Here is a 24,526-nt window from a genome sequence, read left to right as displayed (position 1 = left end):
CGGCGGTCAGGACTCGGACCTGTCCAGCTCCTCGTCCAGCGCCGTCGCCGCCGTGATCAGCGACAGATGCGTGAACGCCTGCGGGAAGTTGCCCAGTTGCTCACCCGTCGGCCCGATCTCCTCGGCGAACAGGCCGACGTGGTTGGCGTAGGTGAGCATCTTGTCGAAGGCGTAACGGGCCGGGCCCAGGCGCCCGGCGCGGGCGAGCGCGCCGACGTACAGGAAGCTGCACAGCGAGAAGGTGCCCTCGCCGCCGCGCAGCCCGTCGGGGGACGCGCCCGGGTCGTAGCGGTAGACGAGGCTGTCGGAGACCAGCTCCTCGTCCATCGCGTCCAGCGTCGACAGCCAGCGCGGCTCCTTCGGCGCGACGAAGCCGACCTCCGGCATCAGCAGCAGCGACGCGTCCAGCACCTCGCTGCCGTAGTGCTGCACGAAGGCGTGCCGCTTCTCGCTCCAGCCGCGGTCCATGACCTGTTCCATGATCGTGTCGCGCGCCGTCGTCCAGGTCTCCAGATCGGCGGGCCTGGCGAGTTCCGCGGCCAGCCGGATGCCGCGGTCGAAGGCCGACCAGCACATCAGACGGCTGTACGTGAAGTCCTGCCGCCCGCCGCGGGTCTCCCAGATGCCCTCGTCCGCGCGGTCCCAGTGCGCGGCCAGCCAGTCCAGCAGCCCGGAGAAGGCCCGCCAGCCCTCCCACCCGGCGAGCTGAGCGATGTCCTGCGACCGGGACAGGGCGTGCACAGCCTCGCCGTAGATGTCGAGCTGGAGCTGGTCGGCGGCCCCGTTGCCGAGCCGGACGGGCGCGGAGCCGCGGTAGCCCTCGAAGTGGTCCAGCGTCTCCTCGGCCAGGTGCGGGTCGCCGTCCACCCGGTACATGATCTGCAACGGCTCGCCGGTGACCGTGCCGCCCGCGCGCAGCCGCCCGCCGAGCCAGCGGCGGAAGGCGTCCGCCTCCGCGGTGAAACCGAGGTCGACCAGCGCGTTCACCGACAGCGACGCGTCCCTGACCCACGTATAGCGGTAGTCCCAGTTGCGCTCGCCGCCGACCTGCTCCGGCAGGCCCATCGTGGCGGCGGCGACCGGAGCGCCGGTCGGCGCGTACGTGAGCAGCTTCAAGGTGATCGCCGAGCGGTTCACCGCCTGCTGCCAGCGGCCCCGGTAGCGGCACTGCCGGATCCAGCCGTGCCAGAACTCCCGCACCCCGTCGAATTCCGCCCGGAGGCCGTCCACCGTCACCGGCTCGGGCGGCTCGCCGTGCGCCGCGCACACCGTCAGCACCGCGGCGGCCATCTCGCCCTGCTCCAGCGTGACCGCGGCCCGGACGTCCTCCTCGTCGCGTTCGAGGTCCAGCGGGCCGACCGGCTGGAGGTACGCCCACGCCCCCGACGCGCCGAATCTGGCCGTGCCGTCGTCGCTCACGTGCAGCCGGTGGTCGCAGCGGCCGTAGTCGAAGCGCGGCCTGCACTCCAGGGCGAAGCGGACCGTGCCGCGCACCACCCGCATGACGCGCAGCAGCCGGTGCCGGTCGGTGGCGGTCTCCGGCCGGTCCACCGGCATGAAGTCGATGACCTCGCCGACGCCGTCGGGGGTCATGAAGCGGGTGACGAGCACCGCGGTGTCCGGCAGATAGAGCTGCCTGACCCTCGCCTCAGGGCTCGCGGCCGCGATCGAGAAGTAGCCGCCGCGGTCGTGGTCGAGGAGCGAGGCGAAGACGCTCGGCGAGTCGAAGCGCGGCGCGCAGAACCAGTCGACGACGCCCCGCGACGACACCAGGGCGCTGGTCTGGAGGTCTCCGATGAGGCCGTGGTCCGCGATCGGCGGGTAGCGACGCATGAGGGCACCTTTCGCCGTTCCCCCGCCGCGGTGCGCCCGCCGCGAGGCGTCCCCCCGCCCTGACCACGCTAGATGACGCGGTCCGCACCGGCATTCCGGCGCGATCGCGGGTCCGTGCCGCCGGCGGGTCCGAGGAGGGAGGCCAGCGGCGGCTCGGAGGCCAGCACGGCGCCCGCGGTGATGGTGAAGGTCAGCACCGCGCAGATCGCGATCAGCCAGGACAGCATCGTGAAGACCGACCCCAGGGAGCCGTAATTGGCCAGGCTGCGGTTGAGGGCGGTCGGCATGTAGAGGCGGGCGGTCACCGACAGGGCCGTCATCGCCAGTGCGGTGAGGATCGCGCCGGGCAGCAGCGGCAGCCACGCGACGCGCTTGCTCAGCAGCAGCCGCTGGGTCCACCACCACACCAGGACGTCCGCGAGGAAGGTCAGCGGCAGGCCGAGCCACAGCCCGACGCCGAAGCCGTCGCGCAGCGGCCCCTGGAGCACCAGCGCCACCATCCACGCGGCGATCCACACCACCCAGCGCCACACCGCGACCCGCACCGAGGCGCGCGGCAGCCCCCACGCCCGCTCGCACACCCGCGCCATCGCCCGGCTGCACGCGGTGGCGGACAGCAGCGCCATCAGGACGCCGATCACCCCGATGGTCTGCCGCAGATCCCCGCCGTTCGCGCTGTAGACCTGCCTGAGCTGCTCGTCCGACGCCCCGGTGAGGCCGAAGACGTTACGCGCGGTGCTCACGAGCTGGTCGCGTACGGTCTTCGGCGCGAAGGCCGCGACCACGAACAGCAGCGGGACGGCGGTCAGGAAGAGCTGGGCGGCCAGCCGGGTGCCCGCGTCCAGCAGATTCACCGACAGCAGGCGGGCGGTCAGCTCGGTGATGACGGGGAAGCGGCGTTCCGCCGCGTGGCGCAGCCGCAGACCGCGCGCCTTCCACCGCGCCGCGCGTCCGGCCGCCCCCGCGACCGTACGGCCGACCAGGCCCTTCTCGCGGTCGGCCCGGCCCTTCTCACGGCCCGGGGGCCCGGAGGGTGCGGCGGCCATACGCGACCTCCACGGCGGACACGGCGGACACGGTTGTGACGGGCGGACATGGCGAGCACCGCGAGCACCGCGAACACGGCGGCGACGAACGCCACGAACGCCACCAGTCAAGGCGGTGTACGGGGAACGCGCGACTTGTGACGCCGACGGACGGCCTCCGCGCCGGGCTCAGCGGGCCCGCGGCGCGGGAAGGACCGCCTCCAGACACACCCGGCCGCCGATCTCGACGGTGCCGTCAGGGCCGGGCGCGGTGAGGATCTGCGAGCCCCGGCCCTGCGTGATGTGCAGCGCGCGGCCGAGCTGCCGGGTGAGCAGCAGCGCGGCGGCGCCCGTCGCCTCGTCCTCGTCGATGCCGTCGCCGCGGCCGGGGAAGGCGCGCGCCCTGATCCGGCCGGCGGCCTCGTCCTGCCACGCCCAGGCGTACACCCACTCGCCCGGCTCCGGCACGTCCAGCGCGTCGACCTCGGCGGGCAGCGCGTACTCGCGCAGGGTGCGCGGCGGCGCCCACTCCGCGCGGACGGTGATCCAGGTGAACTCCCCGTCGTCGCGCGTGAAGACCTCCCCGACCTCGGGTTCGAGCACCTCCACGTCGAGCAGCCAGGCGACCCCGACCAACGGGTGCCCGGCGAAGGGCAGTCGCAGCCCCGGCGTGTAGATGTCGACCGCGCCGCGCTCCGGGTCGTCCACGAACACCGTTTCGCTGAAGCCGAGTTCACCGGCCAGGGCCTGCCGTGCCGCGCGGTCCGGGTAGCGCGAGCCGTCGCGGACCACGCCGAGCGGGTTGCCGTACCGCCGGTCGGGGCCGCAGAAGACCCGCAGCACATCGATGCCGCCCGATGTCGTATTCATTCAAGCATTCAAGCATTCGGGGCGCGGGAGCGGACCCGCTCGCACCGGCCGGTTCCGGCCGTCCCGCCGCCGGGACCCGTGGAACTGGTCAGACCACCTGGCGGAAAGCTATCCTGAGCGTCGCTGTTCATCAGTTACGGCGTCGGCGGCCGGAGGTCGCGAGCGCGTCATTATGGGGGCCTCACGTATGAACGACTCTCGCGAGGTCGCGGGCGTTATCCTGCCGGGCTATCCAGAACCCCTGTGGATCCAGGCGGTGAATTTGATCCGCAGCGAAATCGACCGGGGCGAGCTGAGGCCGGGAATGCGGCTGGCGCCCGAGCGGGAGCTCTGCCGTCAACTGGGGATCAGCCGGGTCACACTGAGGAAAGCCCTGGGTCACCTGGTGGAGGAGGGCGTGCTCAGCGCGTCCCACGGCCGTGGCTGGTACGTGACGCAGTCGGCGCCGAAGAAGGAATGGCCGAACAGCCTGGAATCCTTCAGCGAGACCGCGGCACGAATGGGGTTGAAGCCGCACTCCAAGGTATTAATGGCACAGGCGAGCCCGGCCAGCATCGACGAGGCGGAGCGGCTCGGTATCGCGCCCGGCACTCCGCTGTTCCGGCTGGAGCGGGTACGGCTGCTCGACGGTGTTCCGATAGCGCTGGACCTGACGCGAATTCCGCTCGCTCTGGTGCCCGGCATCGAGGACGTCGATTTCGCGGACCGCTCGCTGTACGCGACTCTTTCCGCCGCCGGGGTCGAGCCGGTCCGCGCGGACAGCACGATCGAGGCGACCAAGGCCGACGACCGCGCCGCGGGACAGCTCGACATGGCCTCGGGCGATCCGCTTCTGGTCATGCACCAGATCGCGGTCGGCTCCGACGAGGAGCCGCTGTTCGAGTCCACGATCCAGTACGCGGGCGACCGGTACCGGCTGCGTACGTCCTTCGCGCGCTCGCACGGCTGAGCCGCGGGCGGCCGTACGGCTGAGCCGCGGGCGCTCGTACGGCTGAGCCGCGGGCTGAGGCCGGACCGGTGTGCCGACCTCAGCCGTACGCGTGGTCAGAGCACCAGCACTCCCTTGACGAAGTCGGGACCGGCCGCCGTCATGGCGCGGAAGGCGTCGTCCACGCCTTCGAGGCCGAAGCGGTGGGTGATCAACGGCGCGTAGCTGAAGCGGCGTTCGCCGATCAGCGCGAGCGCGTCGCGCATGGCGCCCATCAGCCGGGTCCGGTCCGGGCAGAAGCCGTTGACGACGGTGACGGCCTTGTACCAGAGGTCCATGTCCATCATCGCGTCGCCGGTGTGGTGGTAGCCGACGACGCACAGGGTGCCGAAGGGCCGTACCAGGCTGCCGGCCGTGCCGAGCCCGCTCGTCGTGCCGGTCGCCTCCAGGACCACGGCGAGCCGCGCGTCGGTGGCCCGTCCGGTGTCCTTCCGGTACTCCTCCGGGAGGTCGTCGGGGGCGAAGACGAGGTCGGCGCCGAGCCGCAGGGCGCGCTCGCGGCGGGCCGGGTCGGGGTCGACGCCCACCAGCAGCCCCGGCGCGTGCCGCTTGGCGAGCTGGACCAGGCCGAGGCCCATGAAGCCGAGGCCGACGACGGCGACCCGGTCGCCCGCGCGCACCCCCGTACGGGACAGCGCCTCCTCCAGGTCGGCGACCGGTTCGCCGATCGCGTGCGCGGGTTCGATCCCGGCCGGTACCGGCAGGACGGCGTGCGCGTCCATGACGGCGAGCGTCGCGAATCCCTCGCCGCCGAGCCCGGTCACCAGGTCGCCCGGCGCCCAGCGGCCCGCGTCCCGGCCGGTGCCGACCACCCGCCCCACGATCTCGTGGCCCAGGCTGACCGGCGGCGCGGCCGGGTCGTGCGAGAGCCACGGCCCGATGTCGGAGGTGCAGACCCCGCTGGCCAGCACCTCGACCAGCACCTGGTCGGCGCCGGGGACCGGGTCGTCGGCCGCGACGACCTCCGAGGTGCGCGGGCCGACGAGCTGACTGATCTTCATACGGATCTCCTGGCCTGAGTGGTGTGACGGCTGGTGGTGTGAGGGCTGGTGGTGTGACGGCTGGTGGTGTGACGGCTGGTGGTGTGACGGCTGGGCGGGGATGGCGGGCCGAGCGGGGTGACGGGGTCAGTGACGACCGGGGACCAGCGTAGCGAAGTGGTCCTATGTGGTCAGTAGTGGTGTCGTAGAAATCCGGCCGAGATGACGGCCGAATTGTGTCTGTCTGTGGCTGAAAAGTGCGAAGTGCGCCCGGTTTCCCCAGCATTCTGGTCTGCTTCACCCTCTAGACAGGACCGTCTTTCGTATTACGATGGCGGCAAGTGGTATGGCTTTGGCACATACCCAACGACCGCTGTCCGGGCCCTCGACAGCACCGGAAGCGGTCCTGGCGGGACTCACTTCAGGCGGGACTCAGGGGAGGAGAGCGGATGGCATCCGTCACCGCGGCAGTCATCGGCGCGGGTTCGCAGGGCCGGGTGCACGGCCTCGGCCTGAGGGCGGTGCCGGGCGTCGAGCTCGTCGCCCTCGCCGACGTCGACGAGCGGACCGCGGAGGACCTGGCGGGGGAGCTGGGCGTACCGCGGACGTACCGCGACTACCGCGAACTGCTCGTCCTGGAACGGCCCGACGTCGTCAGCGTCTGCACACCGCCCGCCCTGCACCCGGAGATCGTCCGGGCCGCGGCGGCGGCCGGGGTCCGCGCGGTGCACTGCGAGAAGCCGGTCGCGCTGTCGTACGGCGAGGCCCTGGAGATGACGCGGGTCGCGGCCGACGCCGGCACGCAACTGACCTACAACCTCCAGCGCCGCTTCGAGGCCGTGCAGCGCTTCGCCCGCGAAGCCGTCGCCGGGGGCGAGATCGGCGAGGTCGTGACCATCGAGGGGTACTGCCCGAACCTCTTCGACTGGGGCACCCACATCCTCGACCTGATCCTCTTCCACCGCGGCGACACCGCACCGGAGTGGGTCTTCGGCCAACTCGACGTGACGCTCGACCGCTATGTGTACGGCGCCTTCGTCGAGACCGCGTCGGTCACCCAGATCGGCTGGGCCGACGGCGTCCGCGCGGTGGTCTCCACCGGACGCGAACCGCACACCCCGGTCCTCAACCTCCAGAACAACCTGGGGCTGATCATCCAGGGCACCCGCGGGCGCGCCGACATCCGCGGCGCGCGCTGCCTGATCCAGCGCTTCGGCAAGGACGACCTGGTCCACGACTCACCCTTCGACGCCGACTCCCGCACCTGGGACCGAGGCGTCGACCCGGCGATCGTGGCCGCCACGGCCGAGGCGGTGCGGGACGCGGTCGACAGCCTGCGCACCGGCGGCAAGCCCGCCCTCGACGCCGAGCACGGCCTGCGCGGCGCCGAACTGGTCTTCGCGACCTACGAGAGCAGCCGGTCCCGGCGGCGCGTGCCGCTGCCGCTCGACCGCATGGACAACGCCCTGCTCAGCGGGCGTGCGCAGGGCTACTGGAGCCCTACCGGCGAACTGCGCTCCACCTACTGAAACGAGCGGCCCGACGATGCCGAGAACCGCCAGCCCCACCGCCCTCGCCGTCTTCAGCGGCGACGACGTCCACGAAGACCTCTTCACCGCCGCCCGCGAAGTGCGGACCCTGCTGACCGACGAGGGATTCGTCACCCGTACCGCCGTCGGCACCGGCCGCTTCGACGGCCCGGTCGACGCCGAACTCATCGTGCTCTACACGGCCTTGGGCCGCTTCACCGACGCACAGCGCGCGAGCCTGGCCCGCGCGGTACGCGGCGGCGCCGGACTGATCGCCCTGCACTCCACCACCGTGGACGCGGACCTGTTCGACCTGGTCGGCAGCCGGTACGTCTCGCACGGGCCACCGCCCCACGAGAGCCGGTTCACCGTCACCCTCGACGGCGCACACGAAGTGACCGCCGGAATACCGCCGTTCGAGCTGACGCACGAGCACTACCACGTCGAGACCGCGCCCGGCGTGCTCACCCTCGCCCGCCGTACGACCCCCGGCGGCACCGAACCCCTGCTGCACGTCCGCGAATTCGGGGACGGACGTGTCTGCTACCTCCAGTTGGGCCACGACATGCGGAGCTGGGGAGAACCCGCCGTGCGCCTTCTCGTCCGGCGCGCGGCCCGCTGGGCGTGCCGCCTCGAAGCCCGAGGGAACTGACCCATGCGCATCCTTTTCCGGAAGATCTGTTTCTACCTGCTCACGGCGTGGGCGGCCATCAGCCTCAACTTCGTCATCCCGCGCGTCATGCCGGGAAACCCCGCGGACAACCTGATCCAGCAGTTCCACGGGAAGCTCAGCCCCTCCGCGGTCCAGGCCCTGCGGGTGCTGTTCGGCGAGTCCGACAAGAACCTGTGGGAGCAGTACGTCAGTTACTGGCACAGCATCTTCACCGGCGACTTCGGCACCTCGTACGCCTACTACCCGTCGCAGGTGAGCACCGTGCTCGGGCAGAGCATGTACTGGACGCTGATCCTGGTCACCATCTGCACGGTGCTCGGCTTCGTCATCGGCACCACGCTCGGCATGCTCGTCGGCTGGAAGCGCGGCACCTGGCTCGACTCGCTGATACCGATCACCACCTTCCTGTCGTCGATCCCGTACTTCTGGTTCGCGATCATGATCGTGTACGTCTTCGCGATCACCCTCAAGTGGTTCCCGCTGTCCGGCGGTTACGGGCTCGACCAGACCATCGGCCTGAACGCCGGGTTCATCGGCAGCGCGATCAACTACGCCGTCCTGCCCGCCGTCACCATCACCGTCGCCTCCGTGGGCGGCTGGCTGATCAGCATGCGCAACATGATGGTCACCACGCTCAGCGAGGACTACGTACGGCTCGCCGAGGCCAAGGGGCTCCCCAGGCGCCGGGTGATGTACACCTACGCCGCCCGCAACGCGATGCTGCCGTCCTTCTCCGGCTTCGCCATGTCGCTCGGCTTCGTGATCGGCGGCTCCATCGTCACCGAGGTCGTCTTCAACTACCCCGGCATCGGGTCGGTGCTGTTCAAGGCCGCACAGGCGGCCGACTACCCGCTGATGTCCGCGATCTTCCTGCTCATCACCGTGCTGGTGCTGATCGCCAACCTGATCGCCGACATCGCGTACGTGTTCCTCGACCCGAGGACAAGGGAGAGCTGATCCATGGCCGTGCAAGCCGCCGCCCTCGCCGAGGCGGACACCGCCGACACCGCCGCCGAGCCCGCGGGCGGACCCGCCCGCCTCCGGTCGCGCCTGCTGCGCTCACCGCTGACCCTCATCGGCCTCGCGGTCGTGCTGGTCTTCGTCGTCCTGGCCGTCGTCGCGCCGTGGATCTCGCCGTACGACCCCTCGACGGTCAGCGACGACACCCTCGTGGGACCGTCCACCGCGCACTGGCTCGGCACCACCCAGAACGGCCAGGACGTCCTGTCGCAGATGCTCTACGGCGCCCGCGCCTCGATGCTCGTCGGCCTGGGCGCCGCGGTCCTCGCCACCTTCCTGTCGGTGATCGTCGGCGTCACCGCCGGATACGTCGGCGGCCTCGGCGACGAAGTGCTGTCGCTGCTGGCCAACGTGTTCCTGGTGCTGCCCAGCGTGCCGCTGACGATCATCCTGGCCGCGTATCTGCCGCACAGCGGCTCGCTCGGCATCATCCTGGTCATCACGCTCACCGGCTGGGCCTGGGGAGCGCGGGTGCTGCGGGCGCAGACGCTCTCGCTGCGCAAACGCGACTTCGTGGAGGCCGCCCGCGCCACCGGCGACAAGACCTGGCGGATCATCCTCAAGGACATCCTGCCGAACCAGCTCGCGGTGATCGCCGCGTCCTTCCTCGGCACCGTCAACTTCGCGATCCTCACCCAGGCGACCCTGGCCTTCCTCGGCCTCGCCGACGTCACCCAGTGGTCGTGGGGCACGATCCTGTACTGGGCCCAGACCGGCAGCGCGCTGCTGACCGGCGCCTGGTGGTGGTTCGTCCCCGCCGGGCTGGCCATCGCCCTGCTCGGCACCGCCCTGTCGCTGGTCAACTTCGGCATCGACGAGTTCATCAACCCCCGGCTGCGCCAGGCCGGGATCGGCACCAAGAAGGCCCAGCGCGGCCAGGTCGCCGCCAAACGCGCCCGCCGGATCAAGAACCACGCCCCGGCCGAACGCCGCACCGAGGTCACGCCCTTCACCCCGGACAGCACCGACGTCGTCCTCGACGTCCGCGACCTGCGGGTGGAGTACGTCGGCGACGGCGGTGAGCGCACCCCGGCGGTCAGCGACGTGTCGTTCACCCTGCGGCGCGGCGAAGTCCTCGGCATCGCGGGCGAGTCGGGCTCGGGCAAGTCCACCCTCGCGTACGCCATCACCCGGCTGCACAAGCCGCCCGCCGAGATCACCCAGGGCCGGATCGTCTACACCAAACCCGACGGCGACACCGTGGACGTGCTCGCGATGGGCGACGCCGAGCTGCGGGGCTTTCGCTGGGAGGAGCTGTCGATCGTCTTCCAGTCGGCCATGCACGCGCTCAACCCGATCATGCGGATCGGCGAGCAGATCGAGGACGTCATCGTCGCGCACCGGCCGCGGATGACCCGGCAGGAACGGGCCGCCCGGGTGGTCGAACTCCTCGGCATCGTCGGCATCCCCGCCGACCGGGCGGGCTCCTACCCGCACGAGCTGTCCGGCGGCATGCGGCAGCGCGCGATGATCGCGATCGGCCTCGCGCTCGACCCCGAGATCATCGTGATGGACGAGCCGACCACCGCGCTCGACGTCGTCATCCAGCGGCAGATCATCGAGAAGATCATGGAGCTGAAGGACCGGCTCGGCTTCTCGGTCGTCTTCATCACCCACGACCTGTCGCTGCTGATCGAACTCTCCGACACGATCGCCGTGATGTACGGCGGCAAGATCGTCGAGACGGCGGCGGCCGACGACTTCTACCGCCGCCCCCAACACCCTTACAGCCGGGGCCTGCTGGCGTCCTTCCCGACCCTCGGCGGCCCCAAGCGGGAGCTGACCGGCATCGTCGGCTCGCCGCCCGACCTGCGCAGGCTGCCCAGCGGCTGCGCCTTCCAGCCGCGCTGCCCGCTCGCCTTCGACGCCTGCGGGAGCCACGTACCGCCGCTCCTGCGGATCACCGGGCCGGACGGCGCCACCTCGCACGCCGCCTGCCTGCTGCACGCGGACGGCGCCCAGAACCAGGACCGACTCGTGACAGGTGAGATGCGATGAGCGGCGACGTGACGAAGAAGAACGCCGGGGCCGCCGCCCGCGACGGCCGCGCCGCGGACGGCGCCCGGCCGGTGCTCGAAGCGGTCAACGTGACCAAGCACTTCCCGGTACGCGGCGGACGCCTGCGCCGCGGCGCGGCCCCGCAGGTCGTGCACGCCGTGGAGAACGTCAGCCTGAGCCTGTACGCGGGCCGGATCACCGCGCTGGTCGGCGAGTCGGGCTCCGGCAAGTCGACGCTGGCCCGGCTGCTCGCCCAGCTCTACCCGGTCACCGGCGGGGAGGTGCGGCTGCACGGCGTCCCCGTGAAGTCGCCGCGCGGCCGGGCCTTTCGCGACCACGTCCGCCAGGTGCAGTTGATCCTCCAGGACCCCTTCGCGTCCTTCAACCCGGTCGCCACCATCGCGGGCACCCTCAAGCGCGCGGTGGCCATCCACCACCCCGGCAAGCGCGGCAAGGAGCAGACCGCCGTCATCGACGACCTGCTCCAGCAGATCAACCTCGTGCCGCCACGGCAGTTCACCGAGAAGTACCCGCACGAACTGTCCGGCGGCCAGCTCCAGCGGCTCTCCATCGCCCGCGCCCTGGCGGCCGACCCCGAGGTGTTCCTCGCCGACGAACCGGTCTCCAGCCTCGACGTCTCCATCCGCCTCGGCATCCTCAACCTGCTGCGCCGCCTCACCGAGGAACGCAACGTCGCGATGCTGTACGTCACCCACGACATCGCCTCCGCGCGGTACTTCGCGGCCGACACCGCCGTGATGTACGCGGGCGAGGTCATCGAGACCGGCCCCTCGGAAGCGGTCACCCAGCAGGCGGCGCACCCGTACACCCAGCTCCTGATCGCCTCCGCGCCCGATCCCTCGCGGGGCGGCGCCGCGCGGGTCAAGGACATCGGGCAGCCGCCCAGCCTCATCTCCCCGCCGGGCGGCTGCCGTTTCCACCCGCGCTGTCCGTACGCGATGGAGCGCTGCGCCACCGACATCCCGCCGTCCTTCGACCTGACCGACGGCCACACCGCCCGCTGCTGGCTGTACGCGGACGACGAGCAGGCGCGCGGGCGGCGCGCCGAGAACGCGGCGGCCGTCACCGCCTCCGCCGCGCGGCCTGCCGGCACCGACCCCTCGGTCACCGACCCCACTGTCGACGAACCCGCTCTCCCCACACCCGATTCCGCTGTCCCCACCTCCGAAGGAGCAGACGCACAGTGACCACAACGCAGTCGTCGATCGCGTCAGGAATGACGAGACGCGGTCTTCTCGCAGGCGCCCTCGCGGGCGCGGGAACCCTTGCCCTGTCGGCCTGTTCGGGAACCGCGGGAGGCTCGGGCTCCGCCAAGGGCACGCTCACCGTGGCGGGCCAGTCCGACAACCTCACCCAGGTCTTCAACCCGTTCCTGGCCAACACCGCGCAGAGCCTCACCTACACCCCGCAGGGCCAGGGCGGCTTCATCTACGAGCCGCTGGTGCAGATCAACACCGTCGACATCGGGCGCGACCTGCCGTGGCTCGCCAAGTCCTGGCGCTGGTCGGACGGCAACAAGACGCTGACGATGGAGCTCCGGACCGGTGTGAAGTGGACGGACGGCACCCCGTTCTCCGCCGACGACGTCGTCTTCACGTACTCGATGCTCAAGCGGTATCCGGGGCTCAACCTGCTGGGCATCGACTTCAGTTCGGTCACCGCGCCCGGTCCGGCGCAGGTCGTCTTCGCCTTCCCCGCGCCCTCCGAGCAGCACTTCACCAACATCGTGTCGGCGCCGATCGTCCCCCAGCACCTGTGGTCGAAGGTCAAGGACCCGACGACGTACACCGACAAGAACCCCGTGGGGACCGGGCCGTTCAAGCTGTCGTCGTTCTCCGCGCAGAGCTTCCTGCTGGTGCGCAACGAGGACTACTGGCAGCCGAAGGCGGAGATCAGCTCGCTGCGGTTCGTGGCGTACAAGGACAACGAGAGCATGACCAACGCGCTCGTCCAGGGCCTCGCGGACTGGGGCGGCACGTACATCGCCAATGCCGACAAGACGTATCTCAGCCGGAACAAGCACTACAACTACTGGGCGCCGATCGCCGGAACCGACGGCATCATCCCCAACCTGGAGCGCTGGCCGCTCAGCGACATCGCGGTGCGCAGGGCGATCAGTCTCGGTGTGAACCGCAAGCAGGTCGGCGCGGCCAGCGGCGCGCCGCCCGCGACCAGCGTCACCGGTCTGCCGATGCCCGCCTACGCCTCCTCGATCGCCCCCCGGTACAAGGGAGTCGACTTCGTCCAGGACGTCGACAAGGCGCACAAGACGCTGACCGACGCCGGATACGCCAAGGGCGGCGACGGCTACTACCGCAAGGACGGCAAGCGCGTCGAGTTCTCGATCAGCTTCCCCTCCGCGTACACCGACATCGCCGCGCGCGTGCAGGTGCTGGTCTCGCAGCTCAAGGACATCGGCATCAAGCTCAACGTCGACACGACCACGGTCAACGACATCAACGGGCTCACGTCCAAGGGGAACTTCGACTCCACGATGGGCTACCCGGTCAACTCCGCGCCGCGCGCCTTCTCGTACTACAACGACACGATCAACCCGAATCTGTACTACCCGGTCGGCAAGGCGACGCCGACTTTCCAGAACATCGAGCGGTTCCAGAACGCCGAGGCCGCGACGCTGTTCACCGAGTACCCCAAGGCGACCACGGACGAGCAGCGGCAGCAGATCATCAACAGGATCGAGGAGATCTTCGTCGAGAACCTGCCGTGGATCCCGATGTTCTACTGGGGCAGCTACGGCAACTGGAGCACCGCCAAGGCCACCGGGTTCCCCACACCGCAGAACCCGTACTTCAGCCCGGTGCCCAACCCCGTCGTCGCCCTGCGGCTCAAGCCCGTCTGACCCTCCCCGCCCCCGCCCGGCCCGCCTCCCGCGGCCGGGCGGGGGCCGCCGAGCCACGCCACGACGCACGACCCAAGCCATCTGTGAGGAACGCAATGCCACACCTCTCGACCCCGAGAGCCATGGTCATCGTGAACGGCGACGACATCCACCACGACCTGCTGAGCGCTGCCGAGGTCTTCCAACAGCTCGGCACCGAGGCCGGGTTCGCGACCCGCAAGGCGATGGGCACCAGCCGCTTCGTCGACGCGCGGCCGGAGACCGCCGAGGCGGACGTGTACCTCTTCTACACCGCGGGCGGCCACTTCGCGACCGAGCAGCAGCAGGCGCTGGCCGACGCCGTACGCGCGGGCAAGGGCCTGGTCGGCGTGCACGGCGCCAACATCATGGGCTGGGCGGGCGACGGGCTCGACCCGGCCGACCGGCCGCTGTTCGAACTGCTCGGCAACCGCTACCTCTCGCACGGCCCCGGTCACCACGAGGGCCGCCACACCGTCGAGATCGTCGCGGACCACCCGGTCACACGCGGCCTGTCCGACTTCGAACTCTTCGACGAGTACTACGAGTTCGAGCTGGCCGACGACGACGTGACGGTCCTCGCCTCGCGCCGCCGCGCGGACGGCGAGGTGATCCCGGTGCTCTACGCCCGCGAGGCCGGGGAAGGCCGCGTGGTGTATCTGGCGCTCGGCCACGACATGCGCTCGTGGGGCGAGCCGCCGGTGCGCGCCCTGGTCCGCCAGGCCCTGCTGTGGGCGGCCCGCCGTACGGAGGAGGACGCGTGACCGCCGAGATCGGTGTGATGACGTACACGGTGCTCGACCGGGCCCGCGCCGACCTGGAGGGCACGCTCGCCGAGATCGCCGGGATCGGTTACGCGGGCGTGGAGACCTACGGCCTGGTGGAGCACTTCGGGGCCGCCCGGGTCAGGGACGCCGTCGCGTCCGCCGGGCTCGCGCTGACCAGCGCGCACACCCCGTTCCCCGCCGGTCCTGACGCCGAGGCGCTGCTGGACACCAACGAGGAGCTGGGCGCCCAGGTGCTGGTCTGGAGCATGGAGCGCGAGGAGTTCGACTCGCCGGACGCGATCAGGCGCGGTGTGGAGCGGGTGAACGAGGCCGCCGAGCGCGCCGCCGGGCGCGGCATGCGGATCGCGTACCACAACCACTTCGCCGAGTTCTCGCAGGTCTTCGACGGGCGGCAGGCGTACGACCTGCTGCTCGACCTGCTGGACGACCGCGTCCTGGTCGAACTCGACGCCTACTGGGCGCAGATGGGCAGCGCCGACCCGGCCGAGGTGCTGGCCGGGCTCGGCGACCGGGCGCGCTTCGTGCACGTCAAGGACGGCCCCGCCGTCAGCTACGAGGACGACGTGATGGTGCCCATCGGCGAGGGGCGGATCGACTGGGCGCGCACGCTGACCACGCCGTCCGGCCTGCGCTGGCACATCGTCGAGCTGGAGCGGCTGCACATCGACACGTTCGAGGCGCTGCGCCGCTCCTACGACCACCTGGTCGGCCGCGGGCTCTCCCGCGGCGCCTCGCACGTCCCGGCGCCGACCGAGGAGCGGGCATGAGGGTGCTGTTCCTCGGCGGCGCCGGGATGATCGGTTCCGCGGCGGCCCGCGAGGCCGTCGCGCGCGGCGCCGACGTGACGATCGTGACGCGGTCCGCGCCCGTCCGGCCGCCGGCCGAGGGCGTACGGTCGCTGCGCGCGGACGTCCGGGACGCCGCCGCGCTCGCGTCGGCGCTGGGCGGCGAGGAGTTCGACGCCGTCGTCAACTGGGTCGGCTTCACGCCCGACGACGTGCGCGACCACCGGGAGCTGTTCGCCGACAGGGCCGGGCAGTACGTCTTCATCAGCACCTGCTCGGTCTTCGGCCGCCCGGTGCCGCTGCTGCCGATCACCGAGTCCAGCCCGCGCCGCCAGCCGCACTTCGGCTACGCGCGGGACAAGATCGCCTGTGAGCTGCTGCTGGAGGAGGCGTACCGCGAGGCGGGCTTCCCGCTGACGATCGTGCGGCCCTTCCACACCTACGACCGCACGGTGATCCCGGTGCTCGCGGGCTGGACCGCGATCGAGCGGATGCGGGCGGGCCGGCCGGTCGTCGTGCACGGCGACGGCACCTCGCTGTGGTCCCTGATGCACTCACGGGACTTCGCGCGCGCCTTCGTCCCGCTGCTCGGCAACGGTCAGGCGATCGGCGAGAGCGTCAACGTCGTCAGCGGCGCGATCCTCACCTGGGACCAGATCCATCTCGCGCTGGCCGCCGCGGCCGGGGTGCGGGAGCCGGTGCTGCGGCACCGGTCGAGCGAGTCGATCGCCGAGCTGGTGCCGGGGTGGCGGGACGTGCTGGAGCACGACTTCCGGCACTCGATGCTCTTCGACACCTCCAAGCTGCGGGCGCTGGTCCCCGGTTTCGCGCCGGAGGTCTCCTTCGCGCAGGGCGCGCGTGAGGCGCTCGCGCACTACGACGCCCACCCCGGACTGCGGGTGGTCGACGAGGACCTGGACCGGGCCTTCGACGGCCTGCTGGAGGCGTGATGCGCGCCGCACCGGACAGTGGTACTCCGTGGTCTTTACGTGGCGTACCTTTATAAGACCAATGCAAAACCACTTTGCTATCATGGGGCGAGAATGACGAGGGAAGAGGAACGCGTGATCGGCGTCGGGCTCATCGGTTCCGGATTCATCGGCGACACCTACGCGGACGCTCTCCAGGACGTACGGAACGCGGCGCTCGTCGCCGCCTGTTCGCGCGACCTCGCACGCGCACAGGCGCTGGCCGCCAAGTGGGCGCCGGACGCGACCTGTTACGACGACATGGCGGCGCTGTGCGCGGACCCGGCCGTCGACCTCGTCGTGGTCGCCGTGCCCAACGAGGCACACCTGGACGCGGTACGGGCGGTCGCCGCCGCGGGCAAGGGCGTGGTCTGCACCAAGCCGCTGGCCCGCGACGGCGACGAGGCCGCCGAGATCCTGCGGGTGGTCCGCGAGGCCGGGATCTGGCACGGCTACGCCGAGAGTTCGGTCTTCTCGCCGAACATCGCCAAGGCGCACGAGATGGTCGCCGCGGGCGCCATCGGCGACCTGCTGACCCTGCGCGCCCGCGAGGCGCACTCCGGGCCGCACGCCCCGCACTTCTGGGACGCGCGGACCGCGGGCGGCGGCGCCCTGCTCGACATGGGCTGCCACACCGTGGAGTCCGCCCGGCACTTCTTCGGCAAGGACAACCCCGTCACCGAGGTCTTCGCCTGGGGCGCCACCCTCGCCCACGCCGACCGCACCACCGGCGAGGACACCGCCGTCGCGCTGCTTAAATTCGCCGGCGGCCAGCTCGCCACCGTCGAGTCCTCGTGGATCGAGAAGGGCGGCATGCAACTGCGCCACGAACTGGTCGGCAGCGCGGGCCGGTTGGTCACCGACACCTCGGCGACCCCGGTGTGGGGCTTCATCGAGAACCCCGCGGGCTACCTGGTGGAGAAGGCCGACGCCGACACCGGCTGGGTCCACCCGGTGCCCGAGGAGGCCCGTGCCTACGGCTTCAGCCAGGAGATGCGGCACTTCGTGGACCGCTTCGCCCGCGGCGAGACCCCGCTGGAGACCTTCGAGGACGGCCATGTCGTCAACCGCGTCCTCGACGCCTGCTACGCCTCCATGCGCTCGGGCACATGGGAGAAGGTCCAGGTCCCGGCATGAGCACGCAGCACACGGCGCCCCGGGCGCTCACCACGCACTACCCGGAGCCGCTGTGGCTCCAGGCCAAGGCCGCGCTCCAGGAACGGATCGCCGCGGGCGAGGTCGAGCCCGGCTCACGGCTGCCGCCCGAGCGCGAACTGTGCCAGATGCTCGCCATCTCCCGCGTGACCCTGCGCAAGGCGCTCACCGCGCTGGTCGAGGAGGGCGTGCTGCGCCCGGCGCACGGCCGCGGCTGGTACGTCGGCGTGCCCGAGCGCAAGGAGTGGCCCAACACCCTGGAGTCGTTCACCGAGACGGCCCGCCGGATGGGCCTGGTGCCGACCTCGCGGGTGCTCCGCCGCGAACTGGGCACCTCGACCTTCGACGAGGCGGAGGCGTTCCAGATCGCGCCGGGCACCCCGCTCTACCGCGTCGACCGGGTGCGCATGCTCGACGGTGTGCCGATCGCGGTGGACGAGTCCTTCGTCCCCGCCGACATCGCCGTCGGCTTCGACGAGGTCGACTTCACCGACCACTCGCTCTACGACACCATCGCGGGGCTCGGCTTCCAGCTCGACCGGGCCGACACGACGATCGAGGCGCGTCCGGCCGACGACGTACTGGCCGGACACCTCGCCATCGCCGCGGGCACGCCAGTGCTGGAGATGCGGCAGATCGTCCGCGACCGGAGCCAGCGCCCGCTGCTCTCCTCGGCGATCCGGTACGCGGGCGACCGCTACCGGCTGCGGACCTCCTTCGCGCGCGGCAACGCGACATGAGCCGTCACCCGAAGGCCGCCGCCACGGCGCGCTCCCGTACGGTTCCGGCCCGCCGCCCGGGGGTCGCGGCAGCCGCCCCGGCCCGCCGCCCGCGCGCCGCCTCCCTCGCCCCGACCCGCCGCCCGGACCCACTCGCAGATGCGGAGACCTCGTGACCCCGACCCCGCCTGAACCGTCCGTCATAGCCGGGGCCGTCCCGGGAGCCCGCGCCGACGCGCTCGCCGGGTCCCCCACCGGGGCTCTCGCGGGGGCCCTCGCCTCGCCGCGGCCGGCGGAGATCACCGCGACCACCGCGCTGCTGCGGCGCGAAGGGCTCCTCGGCCCCGACACCCATGTCGCGTACCTCGGCCTGGCCGAACAGGACAAGCGCGAACTGCTCGCGGGCGACGTGGCCCCCCGCCGCTTCCGCGTGATGCTCATCGACATGCGCACCGGGGTCTCGTACGACACCGTCGTCTGCCCCGAGCAGGACCGGGTCGTGACCGCCAGGGAACTGGACGTCGCCACCGACGGCCATGTCCCCGTCGTCCTGGCCGAGTTCCCGCTGGTCGAGGAGATCGTGCACCGCGACGAGCGCTGGCTCGCCGCCATGCGCAAGCGCGGCCTGACCGACCTCACGCAGCTCCGGGTCAATCCGCTGTCGGCCGGGGTGCCGGGCGAGGGCGAGACCGGCCGCCGCCTCCAGCGCTGCTTCACCTTCGTGCAGAAGACCCCCGACGACCTCGGCTGGGCGCACCCGGTGGACGGCGTCACCGCGATCGTGGACGTCGTCACCCGCGAAGTCCTCGACGTCCAGGACCACATGGACCTGCCGGTGCCGCGCGAGGACGGCAATTTCCACGACCCCGCGTGGGTCGGGCAGCCGCCGCGCGCGGGACTGAAGCCCATCGAGATCACCCAGCCCGAGGGCCCCAGCTTCACCGTCGACGACGACGGCGTCCTGCACTGGCTCGGCTGGTCCCTCCAGATCGGCTTCGACCAGCGCGAGGGCCTGGTCCTGCACAACGTCGCCATCGAGGACGCGGGCGTGCCGCGCCCCGTGCTCTACCGCGCCTCCATCGCGGAGATGATGGTCCCCTACGGCGACCCGAGCCCGCAGCGCTGGTTCCAGAACTTCTTCGACTGCGGCGAATACCTGCTCGGCGGCTTCGCCAACTCCCTTGAACCGGGCTGCGACTGCGTCGGCGACATCACCTACCTGGACGCCGTGCTCGCCGACAGCGCGGGCGAGGTCCGGGTCGTCCCGCAGGCCATCTGCGTCCACGAGGAGGACACCGGCATCCTCTGGAAGCACTACGACAACTGGACCGGCTCGTCCGACTCACGCCGCAACCGCCGTCTGGTCGTCTCCTTCTTCGTCACCGTCGGCAACTACGACTACGGCTTCTACTGGTACTTCTCGCTCGACGGCGCGATCGAGCTGGAGGTCAAGGCGACCGGTGTCGTCTTCACCTCGGCCTACCAGGGCCCCGGCCACCCCTTCGCCTCGGAACTCGCCCCCGGCCTCGGCGCCCCCTACCACCAGCACCTGTTCAGCGCCCGGCTGGACATGACGGTCGACGGTACGGACAACGCCGTGGACGAGGTCGAGGCCGCCCTCGTCCCGCGCGGACCCGCCAACCCCACCGGCACCGGCTTCACCCAGACCGTCACCCGGCTGCGCACCGAAGCGGGCGCGCAGCGGCTCGCCGACAACACCCGCAACCGCTCCTGGCTGATCACCAACCCCTCGGTGACCAACCGGCTCGGCAACCCGGTCGGCTGGATGCTGCACCCCGAGGGCCTGCCCGTGCTGCTCGCCGACGAGGAGTCGGACATCCACCGGCGGGCCACGTACGCCACCAAGCACCTGTGGGTGACGCCGTACGCGCCGGACGAGAACTATCCGGCGGGCGACCTGGTGAACATGCACACCGGCGGCGCGGGGCTGCCCGCCTGGACCGCCGCCGACCGGGACGTGGACGGCACCGACATCGTGCTGTGGCACACCTTCGGGCTCACCCACTTCCCGCGCCCCGAGGACTGGCCGGTCATGCCGGTCGACTCGGCCGGCTTCGTCCTCAAGCCGTACGGGTTCTTCGGCCGCAATCCCACCCTCGACATCCCGCCGTCGAGCGGCGACCACTGCCACCCGGCCGGAACCCACGGCGCGGACCACGACGGCCACGACGGCCACGAGGGCCATGCGGACCATGACGGTCACCGGGGCCACGACGACCGGGACGGCCGGGGCGAAGACCACGACCACGGCCGCCACGACCACACCCACACCCACCAGCACGACGATCACGGAAAGGCCGGAGCATGACGGCAGAGCACCCGCTGGGCATCCAGCTCTACAGCGTGCGTGACGACCTCGGGCCCGACCGGCTCGACGGCACGCTCGCGCGCCTGGCGGCGCTGGGCTTCACGCACGCCGAGCCGTACGACATCCTCACCGACCCGGCCGGGCTCGCCGCCGCCCTGCGCGACAGCGGCCTGCACGCGGCCACCGCGCACTCCTCCGTGCTGCGCCACGACACCGCCGAAATCGTGGACGCCGCCGTCGAGTCGGGCATCGGCACGGTGATCACCCCGTGGGTCGCCCCCGACAGCGTCGCCGACCGCGCCGGGGTCCAGCGGCTCGCCGACACGCTCAACGCGGCGGCCGAGCAGGCCGCCGCGCGCGGTGTGCGGATCGGCTACCACAACCACGACTTCGAGTTCGCGCAGCGCGTGGACGGCGTCCCCGCCTACGAGGTGCTGGCCGGACTCCTCGACCCGGCCGTCGTCCTGGAACTGGACGTCTACTGGGCCGGGGTCGGCGGCGCCGACGTCTTCGAGCTGCTGCCCCGGCTCGGCGACCGGGTCAGGCTGCTGCACGTCGTGCGGGACCGCGAGCCGGGCAACGACCGGCCGGTGCTCGGCGTCGACGCCACCGACCGGATGGCCGAGGTCGTGGCGCTGGCGGCCCCCGTACTCGAACTGCCGGTCGTCGAGGTCGTCGCCCACCACAGCGACGTATGGCCGCTGGTGGAGCGCAACGCCGCCTACTTCCGTGAGCTGGTGACCGCGTGAGCGCGCACGGGACGCCGACCCGCGTCGCGGTGGTCGGCGCGGGCAACATCTCCGACGAGTACCTGCGCTCGCTGACCTCCTACCCCGACCTCGCCGTCACGGCCGTCGCGGACCTCGACCCCGCGCGGGCCAGGGCGCAGGCCGACGCGTACGGCGTCCCGGTGTCCGGCACGACGGCCGAGGTGCTGCGCCGCGACGACGTCGACCTCGTGGTCAACCTGACCGTCCCCGCCGCGCACGACGAGGTCGCGCTCGCCGCGATCGAGGCGGGCAAGCACGTGTGGGGCGAGAAGCCGCTCACGCTGGACCGCGACAGCGCCCGCGCCGTCCTGGACGCCGCGAGCGCCGCCGGGGTCGCGGTGGGCAACGCGCCCGACACGATCCTGGGCCCCGGCATCCAGACCGCCGCGCGGCTGCTCGCGGACGGCGCGGTCGGCCCGGCGCGGACCGTACTGACCCTGATGCAGGGCCCGGGACCCGACGCCTGGCACCCCGGGCCGGGGTTCCTCTTCGCCAAGGGCGCGGGCCCGCTCTTCGACATCGGCCCCTACTACCTCACCGCGCTCGTCCAACTCCTCGGCCCGGTCGCCTCGGTGACCGCCGCGGGGCACCGGCCGCGCGCGGAGCGCACCGTCGGCTCCGGACCGGACGCGGGCACCCGCTTCCCCGTCGAGGTGGACACGCACCTCAGCGTCCTCACCACCTTCGCGTCCGGGGTGGTCGGCACGTCCGTCTACAGCTTCGACTCGCCGGTACGCCGCCAGTTGTTCGAAGTGACCGGCGCGGACGGGGTGCTGGAGGTCCCGGTCAGCGGATTCGACGGCCCCACACGGCTGTTGACCGACATCACCCCCGAGGCGCCGTGGCGGACCGTCCCCGCGACCGGCGCGCCGGCCGGGCGGGGCGTGGGCGTCCTGGAGATGGCCCGCGCGATCCGGGCGGGCCGACCGCCGCGCGCCGGCGGCGAACTGGCCTACCACGTACTCGACGTCATGCTCGCGATCGAGGAGTCCGCCGACCTCGGCGCGCCGGTACGGATCGACAGCACCGCGCCGCCTGTCCCACCGATCCCGCCGCACTGGGATCCGACCACCCGGACGTCCGAAGGAACGGAGCAGAAATGACCGACGGCTACATCGCCTACTCGGCGGCCCGCGCGACCCAGGCGGAGGCCCTCGCCACGGCGGTCACCCGGCTGACCGGCGCGGTCACGGCGTCGGCGGCGGAGGGCCGGCTGTCGGGGCCGGGACCGGTCTTCGTCGGCATCGGCGCCAGCCTGGCCGCCGCGTGCGCGCCGGTCTGGGCGCTGCGCAGCCGCGGTGTCCACTCCTGGCGGCTCGGCGCGGGCGACCACCCGCTGCCCTTCCCCGCCAGCGCCCACCCGGTGGTCGGCGTCTCGCAGAGCGGACGCAGCGCGGAGACGCTCGCCGTGCTGGACTCCGTCGACCCGGCACGACGGTTCGCGGTGGTCAACGTCGTGCCGTCGCCGATCGCGGACCTCGCCAGCGGTGTGCTCGACCTCGGCAGCATCCCCGACAGTTACGCGTCCACCATCGGCTACACCGCGACCGTCGCCGCGCTCGGCCTCCTCGCCGACGCCTGGGACGGCGGCCGGATCGACGACGGCTGGGCCCGCCTCGGCGAGGTCTTCGCCCGCACCGAGCGCGTCCTGACATCCCAACTGCGGTCGCTGGCACCGCTGTTCGCGTCCGCGACCTCCGCGGACTTCGTCGGCACCGGGCCCGCGGTCGGCTCGGCGGAGGCGAGCGCCCTGCTCTTCCGCGAGGTCGCCAGGATTCCGTCGACCGGCATGAGCACCCGGCAGTATCTGCACGGCTCGATGGAGTCGGCGGGCGGCGGGGTGCACGTCATCTTCGGCGACACCCGCGAACTCGCCGTCGCCGAGACCCTGGCGTACTCCGGCCACCGGGTCGTCCTCGTCACCAGCGAGCCCGTCCAGGGCGGCCCGCTGCTGCACCCCGTCACCGTGCCGCGCCTCCCGGCCGCGCAGCGTGCGATCATCGAAATCCTGGTCGCACAGATCCTCGTCGAAGCGGTCGCCGAGGTCAGGGGAGTCGAGATCGAGGAATTCGTGTTCCACAACTCCGACATCAAGGTCGCGGCCGAACGGCCGGGCGTATGAAGGTCGTTGTCGGCGCCGACGTGGGCGGCACCAAACTCGCCGTCCGCGTCGCGCCGTTGGCCGACCCGGCGGCGTCGCCGCGCGCCGACCGCACGCTGCCGGCCGACGGCTGGGAGGCGACGCCGGTCGACACCGCCGCGCGCTGGCTGCTGGAACGGCTGACGGGCGCGGTGCCCGAGGGCGACGAGATCGCCGCCGTCGGGATCGGCGCGCAGGGCTGCGACACCCAGCGGCACTGCGCGCACCTGGCGGCGGCCGTCGAAGCCCTCGGCGTACCCGCCGTCGTCGTCAACGACGCGGCGCTGCTGGTGCCCGCGGCCGGTCTCACCACCGGCATCGGCGTCATCGCGGGCACCGGCTCGATCGGCGTCGGCGCCGACGCCGCGGGCGAGGTGCTCTTCGCGGGCGGCTGGGGCTGGGTGCTGGGCGACGAGGGCGGCGCGCCCGCGATCGTCAGGGACGCCGTCAGATCGGCGCTGGCCGCGTACGACGCCGGGCGGGCCGACGACGGACTGCTCGCGGCGCTGCTGGACCACTTCGGCGACCCGGACCCGCAGACGCTGGCCCGTACCGTCAACGACGAACCCACGCCCGGCAATTGGGGCCCGGCCGCGCCCGCCGTCTTCCGTGCCGCCGACGCGGGCTCCGCGCTCGCCGCCGCGGTGGTCGAGGAGGCGGCCCGGCAGTTGGCGCTGCTGGTGACCCGGCTCGTCGGCCGGGGCGCCGTCGGGGACACGGTGGTGGCCGCGGGCAGCGTCGTCGTGCGGCAGCCGCGGCTCGCGGACGCCTTCCGCGCCCGGCTCGCCGCCGCGCACCCCTCGCTGACCCTGCGCCTGCTGGACGTTCCCCCGGTGGCGGGCGCGGTGGCGCTGGCCAGGGCCCGGCACCGCACGGGCTGACATGGGCCGGGGCGGGGGGGGGGGGGGGGGGGGGGGGGGGGGGGGGCGGGGGGGGGGGGGGGGGGAGGGGGGGGGGAAGGGGGGGGGGGGGGGGGGGGGGAGGTCATCGGACCCGCGCATGGCAGGCTGCGGGCGGCCCGCCCCGCGGCGTCCGAGACCAGCGGATGCGGGCTCCT

General features: G+C 72.2%; 20 protein-coding genes and 2 pseudogenes. 18 read left to right on the top strand and 4 right to left on the bottom strand.

The window, feature by feature from the left end; all coding sequences use genetic code 11:
* Positions 1 to 6: 6 nt before the first annotated feature.
* The 3 genes and pseudogenes from ACZ37P_RS28495 to ACZ37P_RS28485 form a co-directional block, all read right to left on the bottom strand.
* Positions 7 to 1,833, bottom strand: a complete 1,827-nt coding sequence (locus ACZ37P_RS28495) for a glycoside hydrolase family 15 protein (RefSeq protein WP_401856288.1) — start codon at positions 1,831 to 1,833, stop codon at positions 7 to 9.
* Between the two features lie 68 nt (positions 1,834 to 1,901).
* Entirely contained in the window at positions 1,902 to 2,879 is a 978-nt protein-coding gene (locus tag ACZ37P_RS28490) for a YhjD/YihY/BrkB family envelope integrity protein (protein ID WP_355333229.1), read from the bottom strand.
* A gap of 168 nt (positions 2,880 to 3,047) precedes the next feature.
* Positions 3,048 to 3,744 (bottom strand): annotated as a pseudogene (locus tag ACZ37P_RS28485) (PhzF family phenazine biosynthesis protein).
* Between the two features lie 171 nt (positions 3,745 to 3,915).
* Here ACZ37P_RS28485 and ACZ37P_RS28480 point away from each other — a divergent pair.
* Positions 3,916 to 4,677, top strand: a complete 762-nt coding sequence (locus tag ACZ37P_RS28480; protein WP_355333224.1) for a GntR family transcriptional regulator — start codon at positions 3,916 to 3,918, stop codon at positions 4,675 to 4,677.
* A gap of 95 nt (positions 4,678 to 4,772) precedes the next feature.
* Here the strand turns inward: ACZ37P_RS28480 and ACZ37P_RS28475 are convergent, their stop codons facing one another.
* Entirely contained in the window at positions 4,773 to 5,717 is a 945-nt protein-coding gene (locus tag ACZ37P_RS28475) for a zinc-dependent alcohol dehydrogenase (RefSeq protein WP_401856287.1), read from the bottom strand.
* Positions 5,718 to 6,145: 428 nt separating this feature from the next.
* Here ACZ37P_RS28475 and ACZ37P_RS28470 point away from each other — a divergent pair, with 428 nt between their 5' ends.
* From ACZ37P_RS28470 to ACZ37P_RS28390, 17 genes and pseudogenes are all read left to right on the top strand, one after another.
* Positions 6,146 to 7,225, top strand: a complete 1,080-nt coding sequence (locus ACZ37P_RS28470; RefSeq protein WP_467349237.1) for a Gfo/Idh/MocA family protein — start codon at positions 6,146 to 6,148, stop codon at positions 7,223 to 7,225.
* A 16-nt stretch (positions 7,226 to 7,241) separates the two neighbouring features.
* Positions 7,242 to 7,877: a ThuA domain-containing protein gene (locus ACZ37P_RS28465; protein WP_391048373.1), complete on the top strand. Its 636-nt coding sequence runs from the start codon at positions 7,242 to 7,244 to the stop codon at positions 7,875 to 7,877.
* A gap of 3 nt (positions 7,878 to 7,880) precedes the next feature.
* A complete protein-coding gene (locus ACZ37P_RS28460; RefSeq protein WP_355333214.1) occupies positions 7,881 to 8,855 on the top strand; it encodes an ABC transporter permease in 975 nt (324 codons plus the stop codon).
* A 3-nt stretch (positions 8,856 to 8,858) separates the two neighbouring features.
* Positions 8,859 to 9,701: pseudogene (locus ACZ37P_RS28455) on the top strand (ABC transporter permease); the annotation flags it as partial.
* Positions 9,702 to 9,908: 207 nt separating this feature from the next.
* Complete coding sequence (locus ACZ37P_RS28450; protein ID WP_391048662.1) at positions 9,909 to 10,916, top strand: ABC transporter ATP-binding protein; 1,008 nt, start codon at positions 9,909 to 9,911, stop codon at positions 10,914 to 10,916.
* Positions 10,913 to 12,124 (top strand): ABC transporter ATP-binding protein, encoded by a 1,212-nt coding sequence (locus ACZ37P_RS28445; protein ID WP_355333211.1) that lies wholly within the window; start codon positions 10,913 to 10,915, stop codon positions 12,122 to 12,124. The genes ACZ37P_RS28450 and ACZ37P_RS28445 overlap by 4 nt, the downstream gene beginning before the upstream one ends.
* Positions 12,121 to 13,797 carry an ABC transporter substrate-binding protein gene (locus tag ACZ37P_RS28440; protein WP_467349235.1) on the top strand — a complete coding sequence of 559 codons (1,677 nt, stop codon included), beginning with the start codon at positions 12,121 to 12,123 and terminating at the stop codon, positions 13,795 to 13,797. The genes ACZ37P_RS28445 and ACZ37P_RS28440 overlap by 4 nt, the downstream gene beginning before the upstream one ends.
* Before the next feature lie 122 nt (positions 13,798 to 13,919).
* The gene (locus ACZ37P_RS28435; RefSeq protein ID WP_366823664.1) at positions 13,920 to 14,579 is read left to right on the top strand and encodes a ThuA domain-containing protein; all 660 of its coding nucleotides are present in this window, start codon (positions 13,920 to 13,922) and stop codon (positions 14,577 to 14,579) included.
* Positions 14,576 to 15,370 carry a sugar phosphate isomerase/epimerase family protein gene (locus ACZ37P_RS28430; protein ID WP_467349232.1) on the top strand — a complete coding sequence of 265 codons (795 nt, stop codon included), beginning with the start codon at positions 14,576 to 14,578 and terminating at the stop codon, positions 15,368 to 15,370. Before ACZ37P_RS28435 ends, ACZ37P_RS28430 begins: the two co-directional genes overlap by 4 nt.
* On the top strand, positions 15,367 to 16,338 hold the full coding sequence (locus ACZ37P_RS28425) for an NAD-dependent epimerase/dehydratase family protein (protein WP_467349230.1): 972 nt from the start codon (positions 15,367 to 15,369) through the stop codon (positions 16,336 to 16,338). The genes ACZ37P_RS28430 and ACZ37P_RS28425 overlap by 4 nt, the downstream gene beginning before the upstream one ends.
* A gap of 93 nt (positions 16,339 to 16,431) precedes the next feature.
* Positions 16,432 to 17,493 (top strand): Gfo/Idh/MocA family protein, encoded by a 1,062-nt coding sequence (locus tag ACZ37P_RS28420; protein WP_467349228.1) that lies wholly within the window; start codon positions 16,432 to 16,434, stop codon positions 17,491 to 17,493.
* Positions 17,490 to 18,251: a GntR family transcriptional regulator gene (locus ACZ37P_RS28415; protein ID WP_355333197.1), complete on the top strand. Its 762-nt coding sequence runs from the start codon at positions 17,490 to 17,492 to the stop codon at positions 18,249 to 18,251. The genes ACZ37P_RS28420 and ACZ37P_RS28415 overlap by 4 nt, the downstream gene beginning before the upstream one ends.
* Positions 18,252 to 18,402: 151 nt before the next feature.
* Positions 18,403 to 20,559, top strand: coding sequence for a primary-amine oxidase (locus tag ACZ37P_RS28410; RefSeq protein ID WP_467349226.1), 2,157 nt, complete (start codon positions 18,403 to 18,405; stop codon positions 20,557 to 20,559).
* A complete protein-coding gene (locus tag ACZ37P_RS28405) occupies positions 20,556 to 21,308 on the top strand; it encodes a sugar phosphate isomerase/epimerase family protein (RefSeq protein WP_355333193.1) in 753 nt (250 codons plus the stop codon). The genes ACZ37P_RS28410 and ACZ37P_RS28405 overlap by 4 nt, the downstream gene beginning before the upstream one ends.
* The gene (locus tag ACZ37P_RS28400; RefSeq protein WP_391048351.1) at positions 21,305 to 22,432 is read left to right on the top strand and encodes a Gfo/Idh/MocA family protein; all 1,128 of its coding nucleotides are present in this window, start codon (positions 21,305 to 21,307) and stop codon (positions 22,430 to 22,432) included. The genes ACZ37P_RS28405 and ACZ37P_RS28400 overlap by 4 nt, the downstream gene beginning before the upstream one ends.
* Positions 22,429 to 23,451: an SIS domain-containing protein gene (locus tag ACZ37P_RS28395; protein ID WP_467349224.1), complete on the top strand. Its 1,023-nt coding sequence runs from the start codon at positions 22,429 to 22,431 to the stop codon at positions 23,449 to 23,451. The genes ACZ37P_RS28400 and ACZ37P_RS28395 overlap by 4 nt, the downstream gene beginning before the upstream one ends.
* Positions 23,448 to 24,350 (top strand): N-acetylglucosamine kinase, encoded by a 903-nt coding sequence (locus ACZ37P_RS28390; protein WP_467349222.1) that lies wholly within the window; start codon positions 23,448 to 23,450, stop codon positions 24,348 to 24,350. Before ACZ37P_RS28395 ends, ACZ37P_RS28390 begins: the two co-directional genes overlap by 4 nt.
* Positions 24,351 to 24,526: the final 176 nt, after the last annotated feature.

This window comes from Streptomyces sp. NPDC024632 (assembly GCF_055559175.1).
The sequence above is the reverse complement of the archived record's forward strand: the minus strand, read 5'-3'. Positions and strand labels throughout refer to the sequence as shown.